We start from the raw sequence: 20,768 nt of genomic DNA, 5'->3' as shown, positions 1-20,768 counted from the left end.
TCAGTTTCCGTAGGTGAGAGCCTTCTTCGTGTTGGAGATATCGGTGAGCCGGCGCTGGTTTTCCGCTTGCAGCGAGATGACGGCGCCGTTCAGGACGCCGATCATCTCGTTCAGCGTCAGTCCCGACTGCACCTGAAGCTGGGTGTTCTGGTCGATCGAGCCTTTGATGTCCTGGGCCGACCCGATCTCAGAGCCGGCCTGCTGGAAGGCGCTTCGACGTGTCTCGATGGCCTGCTGCGATCCGTTGATCAAGGCCGAGACGCCAAGCACGGTGTTGACCAATTGCTCGTAGGATTTGTCGCCGGAAAACGTGCTGTTTTCCTTGCCGGACAAGGACTTCACCAACTGCAGGCCGTTGATGAACGTGGTTGCCGCCTTGGCGATATCTCCGCTCATCGCCCCGAAATTCGGAACACCTTCCTTCAGGATGCTGTCGAAGGAAGGCACGGCCGAGACGCTGAAGCCATTGCCGACAGCCAGGTCCTTCAAGGGCGCGGCGGTACTGCCGCGGTCGCCGGTTACCGCTTTCAACGTATCCTGCACGGTCGACAGGATATTCTTGTTGGTATCGAGGATATGGTCAGTGGTCTCAGCCGTCTTCTTGGCGACCTCGTAGTTCGTCTTGTCGATGACGGGCACGTCGGCGAGCGCAGCTGATGGCAACACCAGGTGCACGGAGAGTGTGAGCACTTTTAATTTCATTTCGCTTCTCCCGTTATTGCGGCTGCAGCAATAGCTGCACCTGATCTGCGGTTGGGCGCTTCTCGATGCAGGCCTTGTCCGCATCGCTCCAGACAAGGCTCTGGTGGGGATTGCAGAGACCGGTGGTCTCGCGCGGCGTCTCTCTATCGGGATCGTGATCGGTGCCGCGCGACGAGCCGGAGAGGTTGGCCGAGGTGACGGCATTGCGGGAATTCACGAGGTCGGCCATCGTGGTCCCGAGCTTGATGGCATTGTTCATCATCGCGAGATTGGCGTTGCGGACCGTCGAATTTTGGTCCCAACTGTCCTGAATGGTTCCCGTCTGGACCTGCCCCAACTGTTGATACCAGCTTGCGACGTTTGCGAGGCTATCGGAGGTGGCGGCCGACGTCCCCATGGCGTTCAAAGTCGATGACCGAATGCCGGTATAGGCGGTTTCTCCGCCCCCGAAATTTAAGGGTATTTGCGATTTGTCGGAACCGCCGAAGGCCGGTAGCCAGTCTTGGGTGATCGAAGCGACATAGCCTTGCGTCTCCTTGAACGGCGGGATGCCGCCATATTTGCTGACATTGCCCGGTCCGGAATTATAGGCTGCCAGCGCCAGTGAAACGTCGCCGTTGAAGCGGCAGAGTTGCTGCTTGTAGTAACGAGCACCGCCGCGCAGGTTCTCTTCGATATTGTTCTCGTCGACACCGAGCTCAGCCGCCGTTCCAGGCATCAGTTGTGCGAGGCCGGTAGCGCCGACGCCGGACTTGGCACAAGGGTTGAACCGGCTTTCTTGGTAGACGAGGGCCAGAAACTGGTTCTCGTCTATGCCTTCCTCGCGCGCAACCCGTCGCACCAGACCCGAAATTTCGGGATTGGCCTCGGCCGCCCCGACCGGATCGTTGCGGCGACCTGGCCGATACATCGAGCAGGTGACCGAGGTATGGATCTCATAGCGATCGTGGTTAGTATCCTCGATGTTGCTTACCGCCTCATTGCGCTGCTTATGTTTGCCGAAATTGATATCGTCGAGGACAGGGACGTCCGCAAAGAGGGGGCCTGCGTCGAACACAAGCAGCAATACCGCAGCAAGGGGAAGGCAAGCAGCTCTCACGTGCGCGCCCACCCGCAAAATTCGGTGAGCCAGCCGGCCGGGTCGTCGCCATGCTGATCGCGGAGCCGCGCGCATTCCTCGACCGTTTCCTTGCGGCCGGAGAGCACTTTGATCAGATCGGGCATCGAGGAAAGATCGAGCCGGGCGATCACGCTGTCATTGCCGTGCTTGATCAGAAAGGTGCGCTTCTCAGGCGCCGTGTTGCGGATGAAGTCGAACTCCTTCCTCGTCAGCCCGAAGCGCCCGATATAGCTATCTTCGTCGGCTCGAGGATTGGGGAAATGAATATGGGTCGCGGATTGCTCGATGAGTGTATGCGATATCGGTGATTTGGCGATGTCAGCCGCTGACTGCGTGCCGAACCCGATGATGCCATTGAGCTTGCGGATGGTTCTTGTCTTATCGACGATGAAGTCGCTGGTGGTCGGATCACGCTCCAGATGCCAGCCTTCATCCATGAAGAACATCACGGGCGTGCCGTCCAGCAGCTCGTCCATGCGATGGAACAGATACATCAGCGCTGGCGTGCGGACGTCCGGATTGCCGAGGATGTTGGTCATGTCGAAGCCGAACACCCGATGGCCGGAGAATGAGAGGATGTCGTGCCGTGCATTGAAAAGCCACGCCTTCTCGCCTTCGATCCAGGGCCTGAGGCGAGCATGGAGATCGTTCGGATCGGCACGGGACCGGCCGGTCAGCAGGCCCGCAAGATTGGCGAGATTGCGCTCGGCGGTGGGTTCCTGCATCAGGCGCACGATAGCGCGTTCAAGCGTGTCTTCCTCCTCCTGATCGAAGGCTGCTTGCCTGTCCTTGCGCAGCATCGCCTTCAGCAGGCGGAGCAGAAACTCGCGGTTCTCGCCGGTGTTTTCGAGCTGCAAGGGATTGAATCCCGTCGGCATGCCGGGAGAGAGGATCTCGTAAGCGCCGTTCATCGCACGGATGAAGATTTCGGCACCGCGGTCCTTGTCGAAGAAGACTGCCTTGGGCGTCGGCCGAACCCGAAAAGCCTGGGCAAGGAGAAAGGTGAGCGCCACCGTCTTTCCTGATCCGGTCGGACCGGTTACGAGGAAATGGCCGATATCGCGCTGGTGGAAATTGAACCAATAGGGCGTCTGGCTCGTGGTTTCGAGGATGGAGATTGGTGTTCCCCAATGCATCCCGTCCTGCTGACCGCAGGCGAAATTATGCATCGACGACAGGCCGGAGAAATTGGCGCTCGACAGCATCGCCTTGCGGGCGATGTAGGCGTGATTGCCCGGCAACTGCGCCCAGAACGAGGCTTCCATGTTGAGGTCCTCGCGCAGCCAATTGATGTTCATGTCCGTGAGGCAGGCGCCGGGATCGGAGACCGCCTTGTTGACGCCATCGAGGTCCCGAGACAGGCAGAGCAGAGACAGGTGGTGGTACCCGAAAACGGCCTCCTGATTGAGCAAGCTGTTCAACGCAAAATCGATGTCGCCCTCGACGTCGCTTCCAGCCTCGTCGGAGGCCGCGATCTGCCGCTTGAGCCGCGAAATGCGCTCTTGGGCGATCGGCTTGTCGGCGATCGTGAAGGACTGGGTGAGAATGAACTCGTGGTTCACCTGCAGGAGGCCGTCCAACATGCCCGGACCGGTGAACGGCGGATATTCCTTGATCGCGAGCATTGCGCCGAACCTGTCTTCGTCCCTCGTCCGTCCCTCGGCCTGCATCGTTCGCCGCGAGAAGTGCAGGCGGGAGGTGCCGAGGTAATTGGCAAGACCCATCCGCGCCAGGCGCATGCGACGTGGGACGCCGCAGGTCAGGATGGCGTTTAGAAACCCACAGGGCTCCGAATATGGGCTGTCCTTGCGGTAGGCGATGCCGAGCGGGCGGGCGCCATATTTGCTGAGGTCGCGGGTGATGTTGCCGACAAACTCCTCGAGTTCGCTTACGGCCTCGCGCAATTGCTCGTCAGGGGCGTTGTGCCCGGCTGCCCGGTCGAGGAACCGGCGGATCCGATCGCCGGCAGCGAGCGCGCCCCGCATGCCGGACCTAAGGACAGTCAGATAGAGTTCGTTGGTAAACATGCGTTTGCCGGCGAGCGATGCAGCGTAGCGCCGGTCCAGTTCCGCACAGAATGGATCGTCAAATTCGCTTGAGATCGTCGTGTCGACCTGCCGGCGAATGACCGTCGACCACAGGGAGAACCGGCTCGATCCCAACGCCCGGATCAAGGTGTTCTGAATGAGCGAGCGCATGTTGAGCTCGGCCTGGTCCTCTGTTTGGAAGAACAGCCCGTCCAGACGGATGACGCTCATCAACGCGCCATCTTCGAGCTTGATGACCGTGTCGGCGACGTGGCGGAGATAGGGGATATGTTTCGACATCGGCCGCTCGCGATGAGCGACAGCGCCAAATCCGAGTTCTTTGCGGATGACGTTCAGCATGTTCAAGGCCCGTAAGAATTGGCGCCCCAGAACGACTTGTTTGGGGTTTTCGGCGTAAGCCGGGTTGAAACCTGCAGCACATCGAGAACGCGAGCATCGAAGGTGCAGAGCGTAAAGAGCGGGAGATAGGTGAAGGGAGCCGTCAGCAGGGCCCATAACTCGTTGGTTGCAAGCCAGGCGATGATGGTAGTGCCGATCATGATGACCACGGCCATATACGGAACGCCCCAAAGGGTGGGAGCGCGCGTCAGCCCGATCACCAGGGGTGTCAGATGGGGTTTGTCGTTGTCGGTCTGTGCCATGATCAGTTTCCGACGGTGGCGATTAACTGATCGACGATGGCCGGCGCCCCAAAGACCAGGCCGATGCCAAGTGCCACGGCGCCGGCTGTGAACCAGCTCAATCGTCCGGCGAACGCGAGGAAACCAAGACTGATCACGGCTATGATCGCGACCAGACGACCGAAAGGGCCGGTAATGAAGTCGACGATGGCCTGCACCACAGCCTGTAGCGGCGCAAAGGCTTGGTTTGTTGCCTGGGCGAAGGCGAGATCGGCACTTGCCAATTGCGCGGCAGCCGCAAGCGACAAGACAAGCGCGGCGCGCAGGGTCGTCTTTTGACGCAAGGACAATTCCAACTTCATATTCGGCTCCTTTCGTTTCAAAATTGCATGACGCCACCGACGAACGTCGCGGCGCGGGCGCCGATGACGTCATTGCTGCCGATCTGTCGGTCGGTGTTGTCGGGTGATTTTTGATTGCGGAGATTGGACAGACGTCTGCCGGGAAAGCCGACGCCGAGCTGCCGATTGATCACAGAGGCGACGTAACGTACGGTTTCGGGATAGGCTGGCACGCCGTCGTTGTCGTAGATCGCCTGTTCACCCGCATTGTAGGCGGCCGCGGCCAGGATCGGGTTCTTGAACTGATCGAGGAGGGTGCGCAGATAGCGCATGCCACCGTCGATGTTCGAGGCAGGATCGCAAATGTCGGCGACGCCGAAACGTGCTGCTGTCACAGGCAGCAATTGCATCGGGCCACGCCCGCCCTTGGGGCTGTTGCGGACTTGATCGAAGCGGCTTTCCGTCCAGGCTATAGCGGTAGCGAAGTCAGAATCGACGCCATATTTTCCCGCAGCGTCTGTAACCATTGCCTGGATCCCCGCTGGATCAATCGGTGAGGGACCGCATGGACGTGCGTTATCGATATGGCGTAGCGTCGTAGCGTGATAAGTTTGCTCCCCTTCGTCAGAGCTCGTTCTTTGAGTCGATGAGGAAAGGAAACTATTTGAGTTATGTGTTTCGGCTTTGATCGCATGCGCGACAATGCCGTTTTCCCCGATCGAAGACTCCTCACTCGATTGCGCCGGATTGGCCTGCGGCAACGCCGACGACCGCGTTGCAAAGCGCGAAAAATCGAAGAATCGTGCCTCATCTGCGGCCATGTCGGACGGGAGGAGGCTTCGCAACGCCATCACTGAAAGCAAAATATATCTGGACCGCATGCGATATCCTCGCTTGGGGTTTGGTTCGACAAGGTGGGTTGTCGGCCGCTTGTATTTTTGATGTTTGTAACTTATTAAGTTTAGTGCTACATCGATTTTTTCGAAATTGGAAGCCAAAAATGAACAGTTATTCGAATAAAATTGTAACTCGTAGAGTTAAGCTTATCTTCGTCGGAACGGTCCTTGTATTGATGTCGGTGGCCGCGAGCGCCACGGGGGCAGTTGATGCAGCCTACGTGAAATCCTTCGCGGCGCCGGGAAAGACCGTGCTCATCGTCGAGTACTACAACGGTGACAGGAAGGTGGTCGGCCGAAAGGGCTTTGCCTCGGCAACCGGGTTCAAAGTCGCGTCGCCGACCGATATCGCCGTCGACGACAAAGTGCGGCTCCATCTTTTCGGAATTGAGCCATGTGTTGGCGAGATGGTGAACCGGAAGGAGAATTTTGCCGGTAAATGCGAGGACTTTGCCAGGGAGCAACTGGCGATCCTCCTGAAGTCTCCGAAGGTGCTGTTTTGCCGGGGATTCGTTTCCGAGGAGAATGCGCCCATCCAGGACGCGACTTGCTTCGGTTACTACAATTACCCTGGCACGCTCGATACCGTCGACAATATCGAGGAGCAGTTGCTCTCATTGGGTGCCGTCAAGCTCTCGAAAAAGCCGGATGGCACGCCGATGCGTCCGGATCTCGCCGGTGCTGAGAAGATCGGCCGGAGCGGCTTTGAAATGTGGGCCGATCCCCGGAATCAGAACCAATGATCCGGATGCGCTTGTTCCTTGCCATGGCCATTTTCATCACGACCGAGCCGACCATTGCCGCGCCGGCGGGGTACTTCGATTTGGATACGGGCGCGGCGCTGCAGAGTGGCGACGCCTGGACGGCGAACGGCGAGCGTTATCGACTTTACGGCGTGCAGGCCTGTCTGCGTGGGACGACCTTTACCAACAAAGCCGGCAAGATACAGGATTGCGGTGACGCGTCCCTTTCGGTGCTTGCGGCCTTCATCAAGGACACGCATCCCTCCTGTGCGCCGATCGCACGGGCGGCAGGCGTCATCTACGTCGTTTGCTTTGCGATAGTTGCGGGGGAGCGCCTGGACCTTGCCACCATGCTGATCTCTGAGGGTTATGCCTTCGCAGCCCTTGATGCAAAGGGCATACCCGTCAATCCGGCCTATGCCGTTGCCGAGCAGCAGGCAAGGGCGCGCAAGGCTGGCCTTTGGCAGTTTCCAGACGTCCGCCATCCCTCGATTCTACTCGGACGGGCGGCAACCGATCATCAGGAGAAAGTGAGATGATCGCTCGTCTTGCTATCGGCGCGTTGCTTCTTCTTTGCGCGGGCGTCGATCTAGCTCCTGCCGCCGATCTTGTATCGGATTCGGCGGTCGACCAGAGGCTCGATGCGCCCGAAACCCAGTCGAAATTGAGGGGTAGAGTGTCGGTTGTCAGCGGCGATACGCTGTGGTTTCCAATTCTCGGAAGACGCGTGCAGCTTGCCGGCATCCAAGCTTGCCCAGTCCCGCAATGGGGGTTCGATCCGAAGCCGCAAGGAACAATAGCCATTACGGCGCCGATTCCATGCGGGCCGCTGGCGAAAGCCTGGCTGAAGCGCGTCGTCGGCAACAGGCCCGTGGTCTGCAGGCTGGTTCCTCCTTATGGCTCGGAAGTGCCGGCCGCCAAATGTTCGACGCGGGGACGCGACCTCGGCCTCGAGATGCTCCGAGTCGGCTGGGCGAGAGTTGCCGCAATCGCGGGGCCGAATCCGCGATATCTCACAGCAGAAAGATACGCCCGATCGGCACGGTATGGGCTCTGGGGGACTTACGTTCTCGACATGGATGAATGGAACCGCAAGGCAGTTGACCGGACGGTGGAACGACAACCGCTGGCGGACCGGGCACTTCTTCAGGAGCGAGAGCGCGAGATCACGCCGCTATTCGCCGACTGGCGCAACAGGCCGCGACGGAGAGATCACTAGCAAAGGAGGATCTGACGATGAGATTGGTGTTGTGGTTTCTGTCGGTTCTGATGTTCTCCCTGCCACTCTCAACGGCCGAGGCGAGCGAGTGGGGCTGCGAGGTGCTGCTTTGTGCGGCCTCGAACAATCCCTCGTGGCATGGCGTCGAGAGCTGTCATCCGCCGATGGAGCGGCTGATCTCGGCCCTGAAACGCCCAGGCTTCTCCTGGCCGACCTGCCCCGAGGGCGGCGCTGGTAAACCCGGATATGAGCGATATGCCGACTGTCCGGCTGGGTGGGCGGCGACCGAGGCAGACCAGGACCTCAATCATGGTCGTTCCGGTGAGCTGTCGCGCTGCACGCGGACAGTCAACGCGTGTAAGGGAAGGACTTTCCAGCGATACCGAAATGAAGATCGGACGGCGACAACGAAGGACGGCGTCACGCGCGTCTATTCGGATTCGAGCAGTTGCGAGTATCGGGAATACACCGCGCGGCCGTTACGCAACCAGCCCTATTATTTCGACATCGAAAGTTCGCAAGGAGGCACCACAGAGCGTCACTACTTCGATCTGAGGGATTAAGTTATCTGACTGCAGTCTGCCTCAGAGAAATCGTTGCACCGATCTCAAGACAAATCCCACTGTGGCTTGATCCAGCGATACCCCGGTTGCAAGCACGCGGGCGAAGTGCTCGATTTTCCGGTAGGCTTCGGCTCGATTTGACGGCGGCCAGGCAATGATTTTCGCGCGGAGGTCCAGCTCCTTGACGTGCAATTGCACTAATTCCTGTTTCGGTGCCTCGGGTTTCGGCTCGCGTGTGAGCTCCAGTTCGACAATCAATGCAGCGTGGCGGCTGATCAATTCGGCAAGCTCGCGGCTAACGTCGTCTTCGAGCATATCATGCCTTTTCTAGACCGGTGGAATGAGGTCGACGATCCCATTCGGGCTCGACCGACAGTAGCCAGCCGCGATGTCGGTGATGTATGAGGGGAGGAAATCAGAACGGGCGTGTTTCATGACCAACAGACTTGAGAAATACATCGATGACAACGGCTTGGTGGAAACCATCGACGCTGAAGTTGAAAAGCCGATCTTCCGCCGTCCAGGGTACGAAGTTTTGCCGACGTTTGCCGAACTCGACCGACGGCTTTCTGACGGTCTGCGCGAAGCGAGAGACAAATCTGGCTTGACCCATGCGGACGTAGCGCCGCTTCTCGGGCTTCATCCGATCGTCTACGGCCGCTATGAGCGCAGCGAAACGAAGATGCATGTCTCACGCCTCATCCATCTCAGTGAACTGCTCGATTTCTCGCCGATCGACTTGATCATGGCGGCGGCTCCCTATCGTTTTGGCAAATCTCCGGAAGCATCAGAACGCCGCCGGAAACTCATCAAGGTTGTTGAGGGCCTCCCCGACGAGGCTGTGGAATCGATGCTGTCTCTGGTGGAGGCCATGTCCAAGCTGCGTTCCGAGGATGGAAAGTAGACGCTGGATCATGGAATCCGCCGAACAACACCGCGGTTTTCCGAACCATCATTTTGGTCCCTTTCTTCAGACGCCCCATAAAGCCTGTAGGGAAGATAAGCGTAGACATATTCTGCCGGTATCGCGGCTGGGCAGAGTTTCGACAGGAAGAGGTTGAGGTTTTCTTCACTGTTGCTGGAGACGAGCGTGTAGAAATTTCCGCTGTTCCAAGTCACGAACGCGTGCTTGAAAAAGCGCCGCATCGTCTCGACGATCTCTGCCAGAGTGACTTCGCTTCGATTCATTCGCGTTAGAACCGTCTCTTCCTTTGCGCGAATCTCGGCGGAACTGAAAAAGCGGGCTTTGAAGCCATGGTCCTTTTGCCGTTCGCGCCGACGATACTCCTCATCATCCTCGTGCTTGAATTTCTCGACGAATATAAACAGCCCCTTGCTCTTCAGGTGCTGCGAAACGAAACGAATCTGATCGAAGCGATTGGGCGAATACATTTGAAACGTTGTGTCTTCGAAAATAATGTCAAAGCCATTTGCAAACGCCTTAAGCTTTTCGTCATGCTGAATCTTTTCGGGGGTCAGATGGTGAAACGGTCCATGGAAAAACATGGCATGCGGTGGAACGCCCCAGGCATAGAAGTTTCTGAGGTTCTCGATATTGGGACTGCAGGATAGTGTCTCGATCTTGCCATTGCCGAGCTCGGCAATGACCCGCGCCATCGTGCCCTCGGCGGTGCCCAAGGTATAGAGGTTGAGCTTCGCCTTTCTGGCGCGTGCATACTTAAGGATCGCGCAGCCCATACGGCACTCCTCCTCAAACCGATACGGAATGCTACTGAGGTAGTGCTGATCGAATGGACCTTGCCGCAACGGATGAAGGGCCGAAAAGCGCCGGAACGTCAGGTCCATTGGAAAGAGACGGCGGTCGAGCTGAGGCGGGCGGATGGGCATGCCTGCCCGACCCGCTGCGGTTGTCGAAAAGAACTCCGAAAGCTCGTTGAGCCGAGGGGCACGGTCGCACTCCTCCAGGAAGTCGTGAAAATCATGCATGCGAAAGACCTTTCTCTCGCATCATCGCATTCCGGTTTCTTTGATATCCCTATGCGCTCGTGGCTGATCTTGGTAACCAGCGGTACGACGCCTCCTCGCGATAATGCTCGAAGGCAAGATGAGCGGATTCATCAGGTTTTTGCATCCATGATTGTGATCTGCTTTCATGAAAGTGACATATAATTCGTCCTCTGGTTAAAAGAAATTTGTCGAGCAACTTTTGGTACGGCACGGTCACTGCCGCCGCTCTTGAGCAGGAGAAGCCATAAAAGGTGGAGCCCGTTGCAGCCATTCGACCCGAAAGGATAAAGCAGTCTCAAGGACAAATAATCCTTCACAGGCAAGGTCTTTGGAACGATGCGCGCGCCGATGTTGTTCGCCGGATCGATTTAGGACGGCAGAACATCGAAGTTGCAACTGATCACCATATGATCTTCCTCAACATACGAGGCTCTGCCAAATTCGGGGAAAACTATATTGACGGGCGCAATGTTGGCTTCACTCCGCGACCCGACGGTTCTCTTGTTTATATTCCGCCGGGTTGTCATTGGAGTGGTTGGGATGAAGGCGATGCCGACGCCGGCTATCTCATGATCACAGTTGCGAAAGCGTTCTTGACTAACTTCTCTGAGAGACTGCCAGCTGTCGGCAACTGGCGTCCCAAACTCGGATTCAGGGATCTGCCGATCCAATCCGTAGCACGGCAGATTGCCTGGGAGCTATCACACGATGATCCTGTGAGTGATCTAATCGTCGAAGGATACTTGGCAGCCATCTTCGGACTTCTGCAACGCCACTCCAGAACATCCGGCAAGGCCTTTCGAGGAGGACTGGCACCAACGCTCCTCAAGAGAGTGATCGAGCAAATCGATGCCCATATCGATCAACCTCCGAGCGTGCGCGCACTCGCTGAAGAAGCGGGAATAAGCCGCGAGCACTTCAGTCGAGCCTTCAAACAATCCCAAGGTTTGACACCTTATGCGTTCTACAATCAACGCCGGCTTGAACGTGCCAGCGATCTTCTGCGTTTGACGACGATGACCGTGACAGACGTTGCGATTGCCTGTGGCTATGCAAGCGGAAGCCATCTGTCGACCAGGTTTCGGCGGGAGACCGGACTTTCGCCGGCGCAGTATCGTGCACTCTGGACGGGATAGGCTGATCGCGAGCGAGAAAAGAAATATCACTTTCATGAAAGCCGTGCTCCAAGGGGTCGAATAGGATGCACTCACAAAATTATCGTGAGGATTGCAGATGGAGTCGGGATATTGTTTGGCGGATTGATCGGGAGGAACACAACTTCCGGCATCTATCTGTTCTGTGTTGTCACGTCTTCCGCCGGGCGTAATGCGTATTTCGTGCTGGCGGCCTGGATCGCCGTGGACGTTACCCATGGCACCAGTGCTCTTGCGGTTTTGCTCGCGCTCGGCGGTGCTGCCGAACTGTTCACGAGTAATATCGGCGGTGCACTGATTGATCGGTTTGACCGTTGCGTGGTCTGTATAGCCTGCGATCTACTGCGCTTGGCTCTAACGTTGTCGACTGCACTCGCATTCCTGTTCGCCGATCCGCTTATCGTCCTCTATTTATCTTGGACCATCTTTGCGATCATCGACAGAACCTATGCAACGTCTTTGCAGGCTTTGATCCCGTCCATTGCACGCGCCGAAAATCTCGGATCATTCAATTCGAGCGCCTATATTGGAATGCAAGGGGGCAATCTGCTGGCGGCCATTGTGACCGGGTTCATTCTGAGTGCCGTCGGCCGCGAGTTAACGCCTCTGTTGCCAAGTGGGTTCTTTGTCCTGTCACTCTTGGGGCTGCTGGCCATGAGCCGCATGCGCCAATTTTCTTCGTCTTATCACCGCTCAATAGCTGGCGAATTTCGTCGCTCTGATCTGCTGCCGACGACGTTGACACTTGGGCAGCTAAAGGCCAGCGCAGCCATGTACGCACTGATTTATGCAATGGGCATGTTTGTTTGTGAACATGTTGGCCTCCGCTTATGTGATCCGAGAACTGGACGGAACGGCGCTGCAATTCGGATGTCTTGAGGCGGCCTGGGCCGTCGGCTCCATTGCCGGCTGCGCGATCTTTCTCTTGCGCAGTGGGTTCTGGCGACTGCAGAGCATTCTCGTCCATTTGGTGCTTGCCGGCATGTTTCTTCTTGGCTTTTGGTTCTACCAAAGCTTTTCCTTCGCTCTCATTCAAATGGCAATCCTGGGATTGAGCTACAACATCGCGCGGGTTCTGATTGACGTTCAGGTTCAATCGACCGTCTCGATCGATGCGCTGGGACGTGCGCGGAGCCAGATTCATACGGTCTGCGTCGCCATTGGCTTGTTGGCATACGGCATCATCGGCGTTTTCGGAAACGCGATCCTGCCCTCGGAAATTTTCGGGCTTTTCGGCACGGTCATGATCGCCGCTGCTCTCTTCTTTTGCTGCTGGATGAATCGGGGAGGTTCGGCGGAAAGCCGGCTCATTTGAGGATGGAGACGTCAATCGGCACAGAACTGATATCGAAGGACGAGCTTCAGGCTCTCATATTTCAGTTGTTTCCCTGGGCCCGTCCGTTTGCGGGAGTTCCGGTGGCAGACTATGCCAATGCGGTCTTCGCCGTCGCCTCTTATCAATCGGACTGCGCCCCCCGACAGCAAGCCCTGTCGTTATTGCGCTCGCGGATCGGAAAGGTCGCGCAGCGCCGTGGCTTTTCGGGAGAGCAAGTATCGAGATTTGAAAGAGAGATCGAAGCTGCCCCGGTGCTGCAAACCGGTCCGCACCTACACCTGTTGATCGAACCCGATGCATTTTATACCCATCTCTTCTCGCTGATGGGGCTGCGCGCCCGTGGAAGGAGATGCTACATTTCCTATGGTTGTTCGACCGTCAAATTCGTGGAGCGCGGTCGCAAAGGTCCTGCCTGGCTGCACATTGATGGCCAGGCGATCAATGTGTTTGGCTTGTCACGCAGCAAGATGATCCCCTACAGCATCTTGGGCAGAAACAACGGTTACAGCTTTCAGCTCCAGAATGTCGATCGGGCTGGCGGCGAGACGGACGGAATCTGTCGTCTTCGAGGGATCTTGCCGGCCGGCGAATTCCCGTCGGCTGCTGAAGCGATCAAGGCGGCAAACCTTCGTCTCTGGAGGCGCTATTTCGACAGTCAGATCGACTTCCTTCAACTCGATGATCACGATGTCGCCGATCTGATAGGGGATCATCTTTCTAATGAGCAATCCTGGCTGCGAGCACGGCTGATCGAGGATATCAGTTTTGCGAGACGGCTTCTCGATGGCATCGATCGACTCTCTGATACTGCCTGGCAAGGTTGGCTGAAAAATTCGACCCACTTCTTCTGGGGTTGCATCGACGGGCGGCTTTTTCCATTGTGGCTCGATGATGCTGTTCTTCGGCCGAGGGGCACGGAGGATTTCCGTGTCGAATTTTCCCCCGCAGCTCTTGGCGCGGCGTTGGCGAACGGACGGATCATTCCGAATCTTCTCTTGATGTTTATCGTCACATCGATCCTGCCCGGCGTGCGCGTTCTCGGCGGAAGTCGCCACACGGTCTATTATCCCTTGATGCGCTGGGCATTCGGTGAGGCGCTGAAGAGCGGCGATCGTGACGCGGAGCTTCTCGCCGCCCTGACTGAGGATGAACGGCCGGGCGCGTGGGGACATCGCGTCATTTCCTCGCCATGCGAGCCATTTTCTCTGCTGAACATGCCCGGCAGCAACGGAATATCGAGCCTCCTGGAGCGATTTGGCCAGATGAGGATCGAGGACGCTTCCGGGCCTCTATCGAGCTTTACGGAGGATCCGCTGTGGGCGGATCTGGCCGCGGCTTTTTCAGCAGGGGCGCTGAGCACAGATGCGCCGGAATGGGCGTTTTCCTGATCGTGCTCAACTAACTCAGCTATCACTGTATCTGCAATTCGCGGATTTGTCGCTCTTTGAGCTAACGCTTGTTTCCAAGACGAAGCCATTGAATCTCGTAGAGAATTCGGTTGCGAAGCAAACCGAATTCCTCTATCTTTTTCTGTGAGGCAGTACGCGCTGCCTTGGGGATTAGAACCCCCTACGAGCGGTTGGTGCCGGCCGGTACGGCACCACACTCCTTGACCTTTTTGGGTCGGGGAGCCTGTGGCGTATGTCCAGGTTCCTCGGAACTAAAGGCCATAGGGCCGTCTCGTACGGTGTTCTAACTCCCCGATCAGTGGGTTGAGCGAGTTTTCAGCGGGGGCGTACCGCATGAAACTCTCCAGTCGGGGTGTCGACCATGAATCGCCATACAGCAGCCGCACAAATCCGATCGTCGAGACGTGGGCAAAGCAAGCAGCCGAACATTAAAAGCCAGTCAGCGCATCCAGTCGATCTGCATGTCGGACAGCAGATCCGTATTCGCCGGATACAATCGAATGTATCGCTCGGCGATCTTGGCGCCGGTATTGGCGTCAGTTTCCAGCAGGTGCAGAAATACGAAAATGGCAGGAACCGTGTCAGCGCCTCGATGCTCTACGAGGTCGCCAAACGGCTCCGGGTCCCCGTCGCCAAATTCTTCGAGGGCCTGCCCGATCCTGAAGGCACACAGGATCCTCAAATCGTGACCGAGGTCGATGACCGCATCGCCTATATCTCCACCGCGGAAGGCCGTCGTCTGATCGAGGACGTTCTGCTGCTTCCGCCACGTGTCCGCAGCCGGGTCGTGGCGCTGGTCAGCTCCATTGCCGACGAAGAGATGGAAGAGCGGCCGGAGGCTGATATGTAGCGAAAGGATAGGCAAAATTGGCGGCCGCAAGGGCTGCCAATGTTGAGCTCGGACTGCGGGAGCGTCGAGAGGGTGGTTTTTCCGCCTTACAGGATGATCCGACCGATGCCGTTTTCGTGTGACACGACAGTATCAAAGCCGGCGCTTCGGTCGGCGAGATCGTCGAAAATGTCGTCTGCCAATTTTCCTTCGGCAAACACGGGAAAGGGGAGGCGATCACGCTGTCGATCCGAGAGTGCTTCAGGACCGCCGACGATGACCGGGCGCAAGCTGATCTCTCGCAAACGTCCGCCCGTCTCGAAGTTGCAGCTGGCAACAATACTCTTCCAAACTTCGGGTGGACTCCATTCCTGCTCATCTTTATCCGTATGGAAGATGAAGTTGCCGAGACCATAGAAAATCGGGGCGCCATGGTATATCTCGATTGCTTGCAAAACCGGCGCTCCGTGACTGACGAAAAGACCGGCGCCGGCGTCAACGCAATCATGCGCAAAATCCTGGACCCACGGCGGCACTTGCTGCCAGCTCGGTTCCCAGTGGTGGTGATGTAAGTAGACGATGACGAATGTGCCGCGGCCCGCTTCTTCCACGATCGCAGAAAGTTGGTTCCAGGCGCTCTGTCTGTCGATCACAATGCGCCGGGCGTACTGGTCGGATCTCCGAAACACCGTTCCATAGAAATCGATTTCGTCCTTGGCATTTATCTGAGGTGGATCCTCCGGTTGCGCATAATTGGCCCGTTCCAGATCGGAACTTAGGAACCGCTTTTGAATGGAGCGAAGCATATTGAAGGTTTCCACTTCCAGCTCGAATACCCTGGAAACCTTGAGCCTGTTAATGCCGGGTCTTGCCATACGGCCTTCGACGGCATCTTCGGCATACATGAACGACGGACCGGGACCAGCGTCCATGGCGATGAGCCCAACCGTCCTCGATCCGCGCATCTTCTTTTCGATCTTTGCAGCTTGATGCTGGTCGACGCCGATGCCGGCGTGAAGAAAGTCTTGGGCAGACGCTTCCTCCAGTGTCGATAGGATGCCCGAGGGGCCAAGATCAAAGGCATGGTTGTTTGCCAAAGCCAGGCTGTTGAAGCCAAGCTCTCTCAACGCCGCCAGAACTGAGGGTGCGGCGGCGCCGAAATAGGAGCCCTTGAGGGGCCAGCCGCCATAGCGCCCGTAGATCGTCGTCTCGAGGTTGGTGAAGACGACGTCACTCGTCTTGAGAAGTTGGACGACTTCATTAAGGCGCCGATCGCTGATCGTCCGCAGGTCATGGCGAATGAGCGACTGACCGGTCAGAGCAATGGAAAAAGGGGCGGACATACACTCTTCCTTCAGTTTGGGATCATCGAGTTCCCCATGCATCAAGCCGTTTTCGGGAGATGCACAGGGCGGGCAGCGTGCTTCTATTTCGAAACTTGTGGCGAAACGTCGATCTTGAACCATTGTTCGCTTAACCGCTTCAGTGTTCCGTCCCGTGTGGCGGCCGCAATGGCACTATCGAAGGCAGCGACGAGTTCGGCATCGTTTTTGCGAAGCCCGACGCCGACGCCAGGTCCCCACAAACCTCCGGAGAGTTGCGGGCCGTACAAAGTTGCGGTCCCGCCGTCTTTGCTGTCGAGGAAGGCTTTCCAGGTGAAATAGTCGGCGAGCCCGCCGTCGATGCGTTCGGCCGCGAGGTCTAGATGCATGTTGTCTTGGGAATCGTAGCTCCTGATCGTCGCCACCTTGCCGAACAAATCATTCAGGACGGCTTCCGAATTTGATGATCGCAAGACGCCGAGGGTTTTGCCGGCGAGTGCTATTCGAAGCTGATCAATGACAGCCTGCTTGTCGGCGTCGACGTTGGTGAGGTTCAATTTCATCGACGTGTCGGTCGGCGGTAGATCCAGATCCTTGCGTACGACAAGCTGATTAAAGCCGCCGGCGTAAGGCTGAGAAAAGGTGATCGACTTCTTCCGTTTCTCGGTTATCGCCATGCCGGACATGATGGCATCGAATTTTCCGACGGTCAGAGCCGGTATGATCCCATCCCAATCCTGCGCCACGAAAATGCATTCGAGGTTCATGCGCCGGCAGAGTTCCTCGCCCGCATCGATGTCGAACCCGACAAGCTTGCCTTCGGCATTTAAGGCGTTCCAGGGCGGCGATGCGCCTTCGGACGCAATGGTGATCGTTTTCTTTTCGAAAGCGCATAAACCTGTGGTGCTGACAAGCACGGAACACAAGGCAAGCAGGGCTGCTCGTTTCATGAGAGACGTCCTTCCTTCGTTGAGTTTGACTATTTCATGGTTGATAGGTCCGACCTCGGCGCAGCTTAAGACGCCGCGGTGGTCAGCAATGGCTTTGGCCTCTTCTTTGGACTGCTCGCGATCGCAACGCTCGGCGGTTTGTTTGGGCGCGACCAATGCACCTCAAGAGCCTGGAAAGCGCGAGTAATCATGAGGGTGAGCAGCAGGTAGAATGCGCCTGCGACAACGAAGACCTCGTACGGCGCGAATGTCTCAGAGACCAATTGACGTGCGAGACCCGTTATCTCCAGCAATGTGATCGTGCTTGCGAGTGAACTTGCCTTCAGCATTCCAATGACCTCATTCACGTAGGCGGGAAGCGCGATACGGATGGCCAGAGGAAAAGTGATCAAGTAAATCGTATGGAGCCGGGATAGACCAAGAGATTTGGCAGCCTCGATCTGCCCTTGCGGGACCGCCTGGATACCACCGCGAAGGACCTCCGTGGTGTGGGCGGTGCTGTTCAGCGTGAAGGCGATGAATGCGCACCAGAACGGTTCGCGTATCACTGGCCAGAGCAAGCTCTGGCGGACAAAGGAAAGCTGGCCGATGCCATAGTAGATCAGGAAAAGTTGCACCAGTAGCGGCGTGCCGCGAAAGGCATAGGTATATGCCAGGACTGATACGGACGCCCAAGGATTGGTCGATCCACGCAGAAATGCGAGAGGAACCGAGATCACAAAACCGGCCGCGAGCGATGCGAATGTGAGCGCCAAAGTCAGAACCAGGCCGCGCGGAAGGGTGAATAGTGCGTCCAGCGCAACAGCGGTATTCATTGCTTCAACCTTTCCAAAATGGGATCGAGTAGCGACGCTCGATGAGCTTGAAGGAGAGCAGGCAAAGGCTGGTGAGCATGAGATAGATCGCCGATGCGGCGAGATAGAAGGGAAGGGGCGTGCGCAAGGAACCTGCGCCCACATAGGCGACCCGCATCACGTCTGTCAGACCCACGACGGAGATCAAGGATGTATCCTTGACCAAGGAGATGCAAAGATTGCAGAAGGCGGGTAGAGCGACCGGGATCATTTGCGGAATGATGATCAGAAGCCAGATCTGCCACCGCGGCAGCCCGAGCGCCTTCGCGGCTTCTCTTTGGCCTGGTGCAATTGCATTGATCGCACCGCGAAATATCTCGGCAGCATAGGCGCCGAACACGATGGTCAATGCCGTGACACCGGCTGCGAACGCATTGATCTCGATATAGCGGCCGACAATCATGCTCAAGAAGGCTGTTCCTCCGAAATACATCAGCAGGATGATCAGGAGTTCGGGAACGCCCCGGATGACGCCCGTATAGGTCCGCAAGCAGGCTGCGATGGCTTTTCGGCGTGAGTTCCCGAAAATCGCGATAAGCAAGCCTAATGAAGTTCCCAAAGCGCAACTCAGGAAAAAGACAACAATCGTGTTCTTCATCCCGTAGATGAACTGATCTATGAAGTCGTACAAATCAGCATCTCCTCTCTATATACCGAATATTTCAGTTTATGACGCCGAAACAAAAATCAAAAATATTCGAAAAAATCAAAAAATAACCAATTGGCGAGCATTTTTATCTAATTAACTCTTGGTTAGCGTGTCATATAATCAACAATATACTTTGACTTTCCGCGGTCAATTTATAAGATAAAAGAAGTTTCGATAAGCGCTGCTTATGAACTGGGCGTTGCGCGACATCACAGTCGAGGGACCGCGTTGTGGATATCGATGGTTCAGGAGTTCGGATCCGGCAGCTTCAAATCCTGCGCGAGGTCATGCGTGCGGGCTCGGAAAGGCTCGCCGCGCAGGCGTTGCGGATAACGCAGCCGGCGGTCAGTCAGAATATCAAGCAACTGGAGGAGACGATTGGATTTGCACTCTTCCGCCGGGAAAACAACAGATTGATCCCGACCGATAAGGCATGGGAGTTTTTGCGCACGATCGATGCCGCGTTTGCTGGTCTCGACCGAATAGGGCCAGCAATAGAGTTTCTTAAGAGCAATGATACGCGGGTGATCGCGATCGCGGCCCCAAGCGCGTTCTCGTTCGGAACGCTGCCGCGCGTGGTGAAAAAGATCCGCGAGAAAAGTCGTTCTTATACCGTTCAGATTAAATCGGGCACTTATCAGCAGATCGCAGACCATGTGTTAAACGGCCGCGCGGATCTCGGCATTTCGCGCTTGCCTCTCGACGAACGCGTCTTTGATTGGACGCCCATTGGCGCGGCCACGAATGTCTGTCTGTTTCCGCCCAATCACCGGTTTGCATCGCAGCCGCTTGTCACCGCCGAAGATCTCGTCGGCGAGGCAATTATCGACATCGATCCGCAGTTTGCCTCTCACCAAATGAGCGTCAACGCAGTTCGATATCTGGGGGCAACGCCACAAATTGTTGTCGAATATGACGCCAATGGTCATGACGTGGGCTTCGTCATGGCAGGCATCGGCGTCTCTGTCACGAACGAGATAATCGCGAAGGAGTACTCTGGTCTCGGTGCAGAATTTCGACCCTTCGAGCCAGGAGCGATCTACCACTACGTTGTTTTTTGGCAAAAGGACCGCCAATTAAGTGAGGGGCTTCGCTACGCCATCGAGCAGCTGGCCGTAACGGCAGGGCGGTCGCTGGCACGGGTGGCATGGTCATGACAGCGACAGGGCGAGGCGTTCGGCATCCACGGCAAAATAGTCAGAAGCGTCGTTGAGCCGAGGAGTTGACCAATCGAGGATCTCGCTCCCTTTGCACGGCGGTAAGATGAAATTTATTATCTCCTCGAACACTGCCTGCACTTCACCGAGCTTCGGCCGCCCCAAACCCCTAGATATCCGCAAAGACGTCTGAGATGACGGAAAATTTCACGGCCTGCCACCGTCGATAGTCGAGCACCAGGTTGGCCGAAATCCAGCAGTCACCGCTCTTCTTAGCCGTCTCCCATCCTAATAGCCCCTTGGATTGGGCGATGGCGAGCAGCCTGCCGGCATTACTGCGGGAAATGAGATAGTCGGCAGCGGCAAGTCGTGCGGAAACAGCACCTATCCACGAGCGCTCAGCCACCTGCGCTGTTGCTGGCACGCGCGCCATAAGATCGTGCAATATGTTGCTGCCGGATTCCGACTTGACGAAGAGCATGATGTTTTCGGGAGGGCCGTACCAGTCTGGATGATGGAAGAGGCGACGCGCGATTTGCGGCTGGGCTCGAAATAGTATCGTCGGGTCGGCGTTGGACCGCTGATGTCGATCGCCAGCATCTATGCTGTCAAGCGAGCGCAAGTGTCCGTCGAGCTATTGCCGGATAAGCTGCTCAGTATGGGCGGCAGCCTGCATGGCATTGGTACGTCGGTCCGCATTTTCTACCGGCTCGAATAGCTTGTAGTGTGCCATCTCCTTCAGATGCGAGATCGCTGTGTTGTGGCTAGCAACATGGTTCTCGACCAAGAATTTTCTCAGAGTCGGATTCGAAAAGGGTTCAACGATATCCATACCTTGCTAGCCGTCTGGTGATGAGACGAATGTGGGCGATCATGATCCACGCTTCG

General features: G+C 56.8%; 25 protein-coding genes. 12 read left to right on the top strand and 13 right to left on the bottom strand.

What is annotated here, in order from left to right; translation table 11 throughout:
- Genes GGD50_RS27985 through GGD50_RS27960 form a run of 6 tightly spaced genes read right to left on the bottom strand, consistent with a single transcriptional unit; the run spans position 1 to position 5,829 of the window.
- A complete protein-coding gene (locus GGD50_RS27985; protein WP_183940303.1) occupies positions 1-702 on the bottom strand; it encodes a type IV secretion system protein in 702 nt (233 codons plus the stop codon).
- A gap of 13 nt (positions 703-715) precedes the next feature.
- The gene (locus GGD50_RS27980; protein ID WP_343070025.1) at positions 716-1,801 is read right to left on the bottom strand and encodes a lytic transglycosylase domain-containing protein; all 1,086 of its coding nucleotides are present in this window, start codon (positions 1,799-1,801) and stop codon (positions 716-718) included.
- Positions 1,798-4,209, bottom strand: a complete 2,412-nt coding sequence (locus GGD50_RS27975; protein WP_183940300.1) for a VirB4 family type IV secretion/conjugal transfer ATPase — start codon at positions 4,207-4,209, stop codon at positions 1,798-1,800. The genes GGD50_RS27980 and GGD50_RS27975 overlap by 4 nt, the downstream gene beginning before the upstream one ends.
- Positions 4,210-4,211: 2 nt before the next feature.
- Positions 4,212-4,511, bottom strand: a complete 300-nt coding sequence (locus GGD50_RS27970; RefSeq protein ID WP_183940298.1) for a VirB3 family type IV secretion system protein — start codon at positions 4,509-4,511, stop codon at positions 4,212-4,214.
- Between the two features lie 2 nt (positions 4,512-4,513).
- On the bottom strand, positions 4,514-4,852 hold the full coding sequence (locus tag GGD50_RS27965; RefSeq protein ID WP_183940296.1) for a TrbC/VirB2 family type IV secretion system protein: 339 nt from the start codon (positions 4,850-4,852) through the stop codon (positions 4,514-4,516).
- A 17-nt stretch (positions 4,853-4,869) separates the two neighbouring features.
- Positions 4,870-5,829, bottom strand: coding sequence for a lytic transglycosylase domain-containing protein (locus GGD50_RS27960; protein ID WP_246451567.1), 960 nt, complete (start codon positions 5,827-5,829; stop codon positions 4,870-4,872).
- A gap of 74 nt (positions 5,830-5,903) precedes the next feature.
- Here GGD50_RS27960 and GGD50_RS27955 point away from each other — a divergent pair, with 74 nt between their 5' ends.
- Genes GGD50_RS27955 through GGD50_RS27940 form a run of 4 tightly spaced genes read left to right on the top strand, consistent with a single transcriptional unit; the run spans position 5,904 to position 8,252 of the window.
- The gene (locus GGD50_RS27955; RefSeq protein WP_183940431.1) at positions 5,904-6,470 is read left to right on the top strand and encodes a hypothetical protein; all 567 of its coding nucleotides are present in this window, start codon (positions 5,904-5,906) and stop codon (positions 6,468-6,470) included.
- Between the two features lie 5 nt (positions 6,471-6,475).
- The gene (locus GGD50_RS27950; RefSeq protein WP_183940433.1) at positions 6,476-7,009 is read left to right on the top strand and encodes a thermonuclease family protein; all 534 of its coding nucleotides are present in this window, start codon (positions 6,476-6,478) and stop codon (positions 7,007-7,009) included.
- Positions 7,006-7,689: a thermonuclease family protein gene (locus GGD50_RS27945; RefSeq protein WP_183940294.1), complete on the top strand. Its 684-nt coding sequence runs from the start codon at positions 7,006-7,008 to the stop codon at positions 7,687-7,689. Before GGD50_RS27950 ends, GGD50_RS27945 begins: the two co-directional genes overlap by 4 nt.
- A 17-nt stretch (positions 7,690-7,706) precedes the next feature.
- Entirely contained in the window at positions 7,707-8,252 is a 546-nt protein-coding gene (locus GGD50_RS27940; protein WP_183940292.1) for a hypothetical protein, read from the top strand.
- A gap of 21 nt (positions 8,253-8,273) precedes the next feature.
- On the opposite strand, the gene GGD50_RS27935 is transcribed toward GGD50_RS27940, so the two are convergent.
- On the bottom strand, positions 8,274-8,567 hold the full coding sequence (locus GGD50_RS27935; RefSeq protein WP_183940290.1) for a hypothetical protein: 294 nt from the start codon (positions 8,565-8,567) through the stop codon (positions 8,274-8,276).
- A 118-nt stretch (positions 8,568-8,685) separates the two neighbouring features.
- On the opposite strand from GGD50_RS27935, the gene GGD50_RS27930 reads away from it, so the two are divergent.
- On the top strand, positions 8,686-9,156 hold the full coding sequence (locus GGD50_RS27930; protein ID WP_183940288.1) for a helix-turn-helix domain-containing protein: 471 nt from the start codon (positions 8,686-8,688) through the stop codon (positions 9,154-9,156).
- An 8-nt stretch (positions 9,157-9,164) separates the two neighbouring features.
- Here GGD50_RS27930 and GGD50_RS27925 read toward each other — a convergent pair whose 3' ends face one another.
- The gene (locus GGD50_RS27925) at positions 9,165-10,199 is read right to left on the bottom strand and encodes a class I SAM-dependent methyltransferase (RefSeq protein ID WP_183940286.1); all 1,035 of its coding nucleotides are present in this window, start codon (positions 10,197-10,199) and stop codon (positions 9,165-9,167) included.
- Positions 10,200-10,471: 272 nt separating this feature from the next.
- Here GGD50_RS27925 and GGD50_RS33400 point away from each other — a divergent pair, with 272 nt between their 5' ends.
- The 5 genes from GGD50_RS33400 (at position 10,472) to GGD50_RS27905 (ending at position 14,969) form a co-directional block, all read left to right on the top strand.
- Positions 10,472-11,356 (top strand): helix-turn-helix domain-containing protein, encoded by an 885-nt coding sequence (locus GGD50_RS33400; protein WP_183940284.1) that lies wholly within the window; start codon positions 10,472-10,474, stop codon positions 11,354-11,356.
- Positions 11,357-11,467: 111 nt separating this feature from the next.
- Positions 11,468-12,253 (top strand): MFS transporter, encoded by a 786-nt coding sequence (locus tag GGD50_RS32935; RefSeq protein ID WP_246451566.1) that lies wholly within the window; start codon positions 11,468-11,470, stop codon positions 12,251-12,253.
- Positions 12,207-12,689 (top strand): MFS transporter, encoded by a 483-nt coding sequence (locus GGD50_RS32930; RefSeq protein WP_246451565.1) that lies wholly within the window; start codon positions 12,207-12,209, stop codon positions 12,687-12,689. The genes GGD50_RS32935 and GGD50_RS32930 overlap by 47 nt, the downstream gene beginning before the upstream one ends.
- A 2-nt stretch (positions 12,690-12,691) precedes the next feature.
- Positions 12,692-14,098: a hypothetical protein gene (locus GGD50_RS27910; RefSeq protein ID WP_183940282.1), complete on the top strand. Its 1,407-nt coding sequence runs from the start codon at positions 12,692-12,694 to the stop codon at positions 14,096-14,098.
- 382 nt (positions 14,099-14,480) lie between these two features.
- Positions 14,481-14,969 (top strand): helix-turn-helix domain-containing protein, encoded by a 489-nt coding sequence (locus tag GGD50_RS27905; RefSeq protein ID WP_183940280.1) that lies wholly within the window; start codon positions 14,481-14,483, stop codon positions 14,967-14,969.
- 86 nt (positions 14,970-15,055) lie between these two features.
- Here GGD50_RS27905 and GGD50_RS27900 read toward each other — a convergent pair whose 3' ends face one another.
- From GGD50_RS27900 to GGD50_RS27885, 4 genes are all read right to left on the bottom strand, one after another.
- Positions 15,056-16,291: a CapA family protein gene (locus GGD50_RS27900; protein ID WP_183940430.1), complete on the bottom strand. Its 1,236-nt coding sequence runs from the start codon at positions 16,289-16,291 to the stop codon at positions 15,056-15,058.
- An 83-nt stretch (positions 16,292-16,374) separates the two neighbouring features.
- Positions 16,375-17,220, bottom strand: a complete 846-nt coding sequence (locus GGD50_RS27895) for a transporter substrate-binding domain-containing protein (protein WP_183940278.1) — start codon at positions 17,218-17,220, stop codon at positions 16,375-16,377.
- A gap of 65 nt (positions 17,221-17,285) precedes the next feature.
- Positions 17,286-18,035: an ABC transporter permease gene (locus GGD50_RS27890; RefSeq protein WP_183940276.1), complete on the bottom strand. Its 750-nt coding sequence runs from the start codon at positions 18,033-18,035 to the stop codon at positions 17,286-17,288.
- Between the two features lie 4 nt (positions 18,036-18,039).
- Positions 18,040-18,705, bottom strand: coding sequence for an ABC transporter permease (locus GGD50_RS27885; RefSeq protein WP_183940274.1), 666 nt, complete (start codon positions 18,703-18,705; stop codon positions 18,040-18,042).
- A gap of 248 nt (positions 18,706-18,953) precedes the next feature.
- On the opposite strand from GGD50_RS27885, the gene GGD50_RS27880 reads away from it, so the two are divergent.
- Entirely contained in the window at positions 18,954-19,880 is a 927-nt protein-coding gene (locus GGD50_RS27880) for a LysR substrate-binding domain-containing protein (RefSeq protein WP_183940272.1), read from the top strand.
- A 169-nt stretch (positions 19,881-20,049) separates the two neighbouring features.
- Here the strand turns inward: GGD50_RS27880 and GGD50_RS27875 are convergent, their stop codons facing one another.
- Positions 20,050-20,361 carry a hypothetical protein gene (locus GGD50_RS27875; protein ID WP_183940270.1) on the bottom strand — a complete coding sequence of 104 codons (312 nt, stop codon included), beginning with the start codon at positions 20,359-20,361 and terminating at the stop codon, positions 20,050-20,052.
- A gap of 102 nt (positions 20,362-20,463) precedes the next feature.
- Between GGD50_RS27875 and GGD50_RS33270 the strand changes: the two genes are divergently transcribed.
- A complete protein-coding gene (locus tag GGD50_RS33270) occupies positions 20,464-20,598 on the top strand; it encodes a hypothetical protein (RefSeq protein WP_281397259.1) in 135 nt (44 codons plus the stop codon).
- Positions 20,599-20,768: the final 170 nt, after the last annotated feature.

This window comes from Martinezella paranaensis, from assembly GCF_014200235.1.
Taxonomy (GTDB): Bacteria; Pseudomonadota; Alphaproteobacteria; order Rhizobiales; family Rhizobiaceae; genus Rhizobium; species Rhizobium paranaense.
The sequence above is the reverse complement of the archived record's forward strand: the minus strand, read 5'-3'. Positions and strand labels throughout refer to the sequence as shown.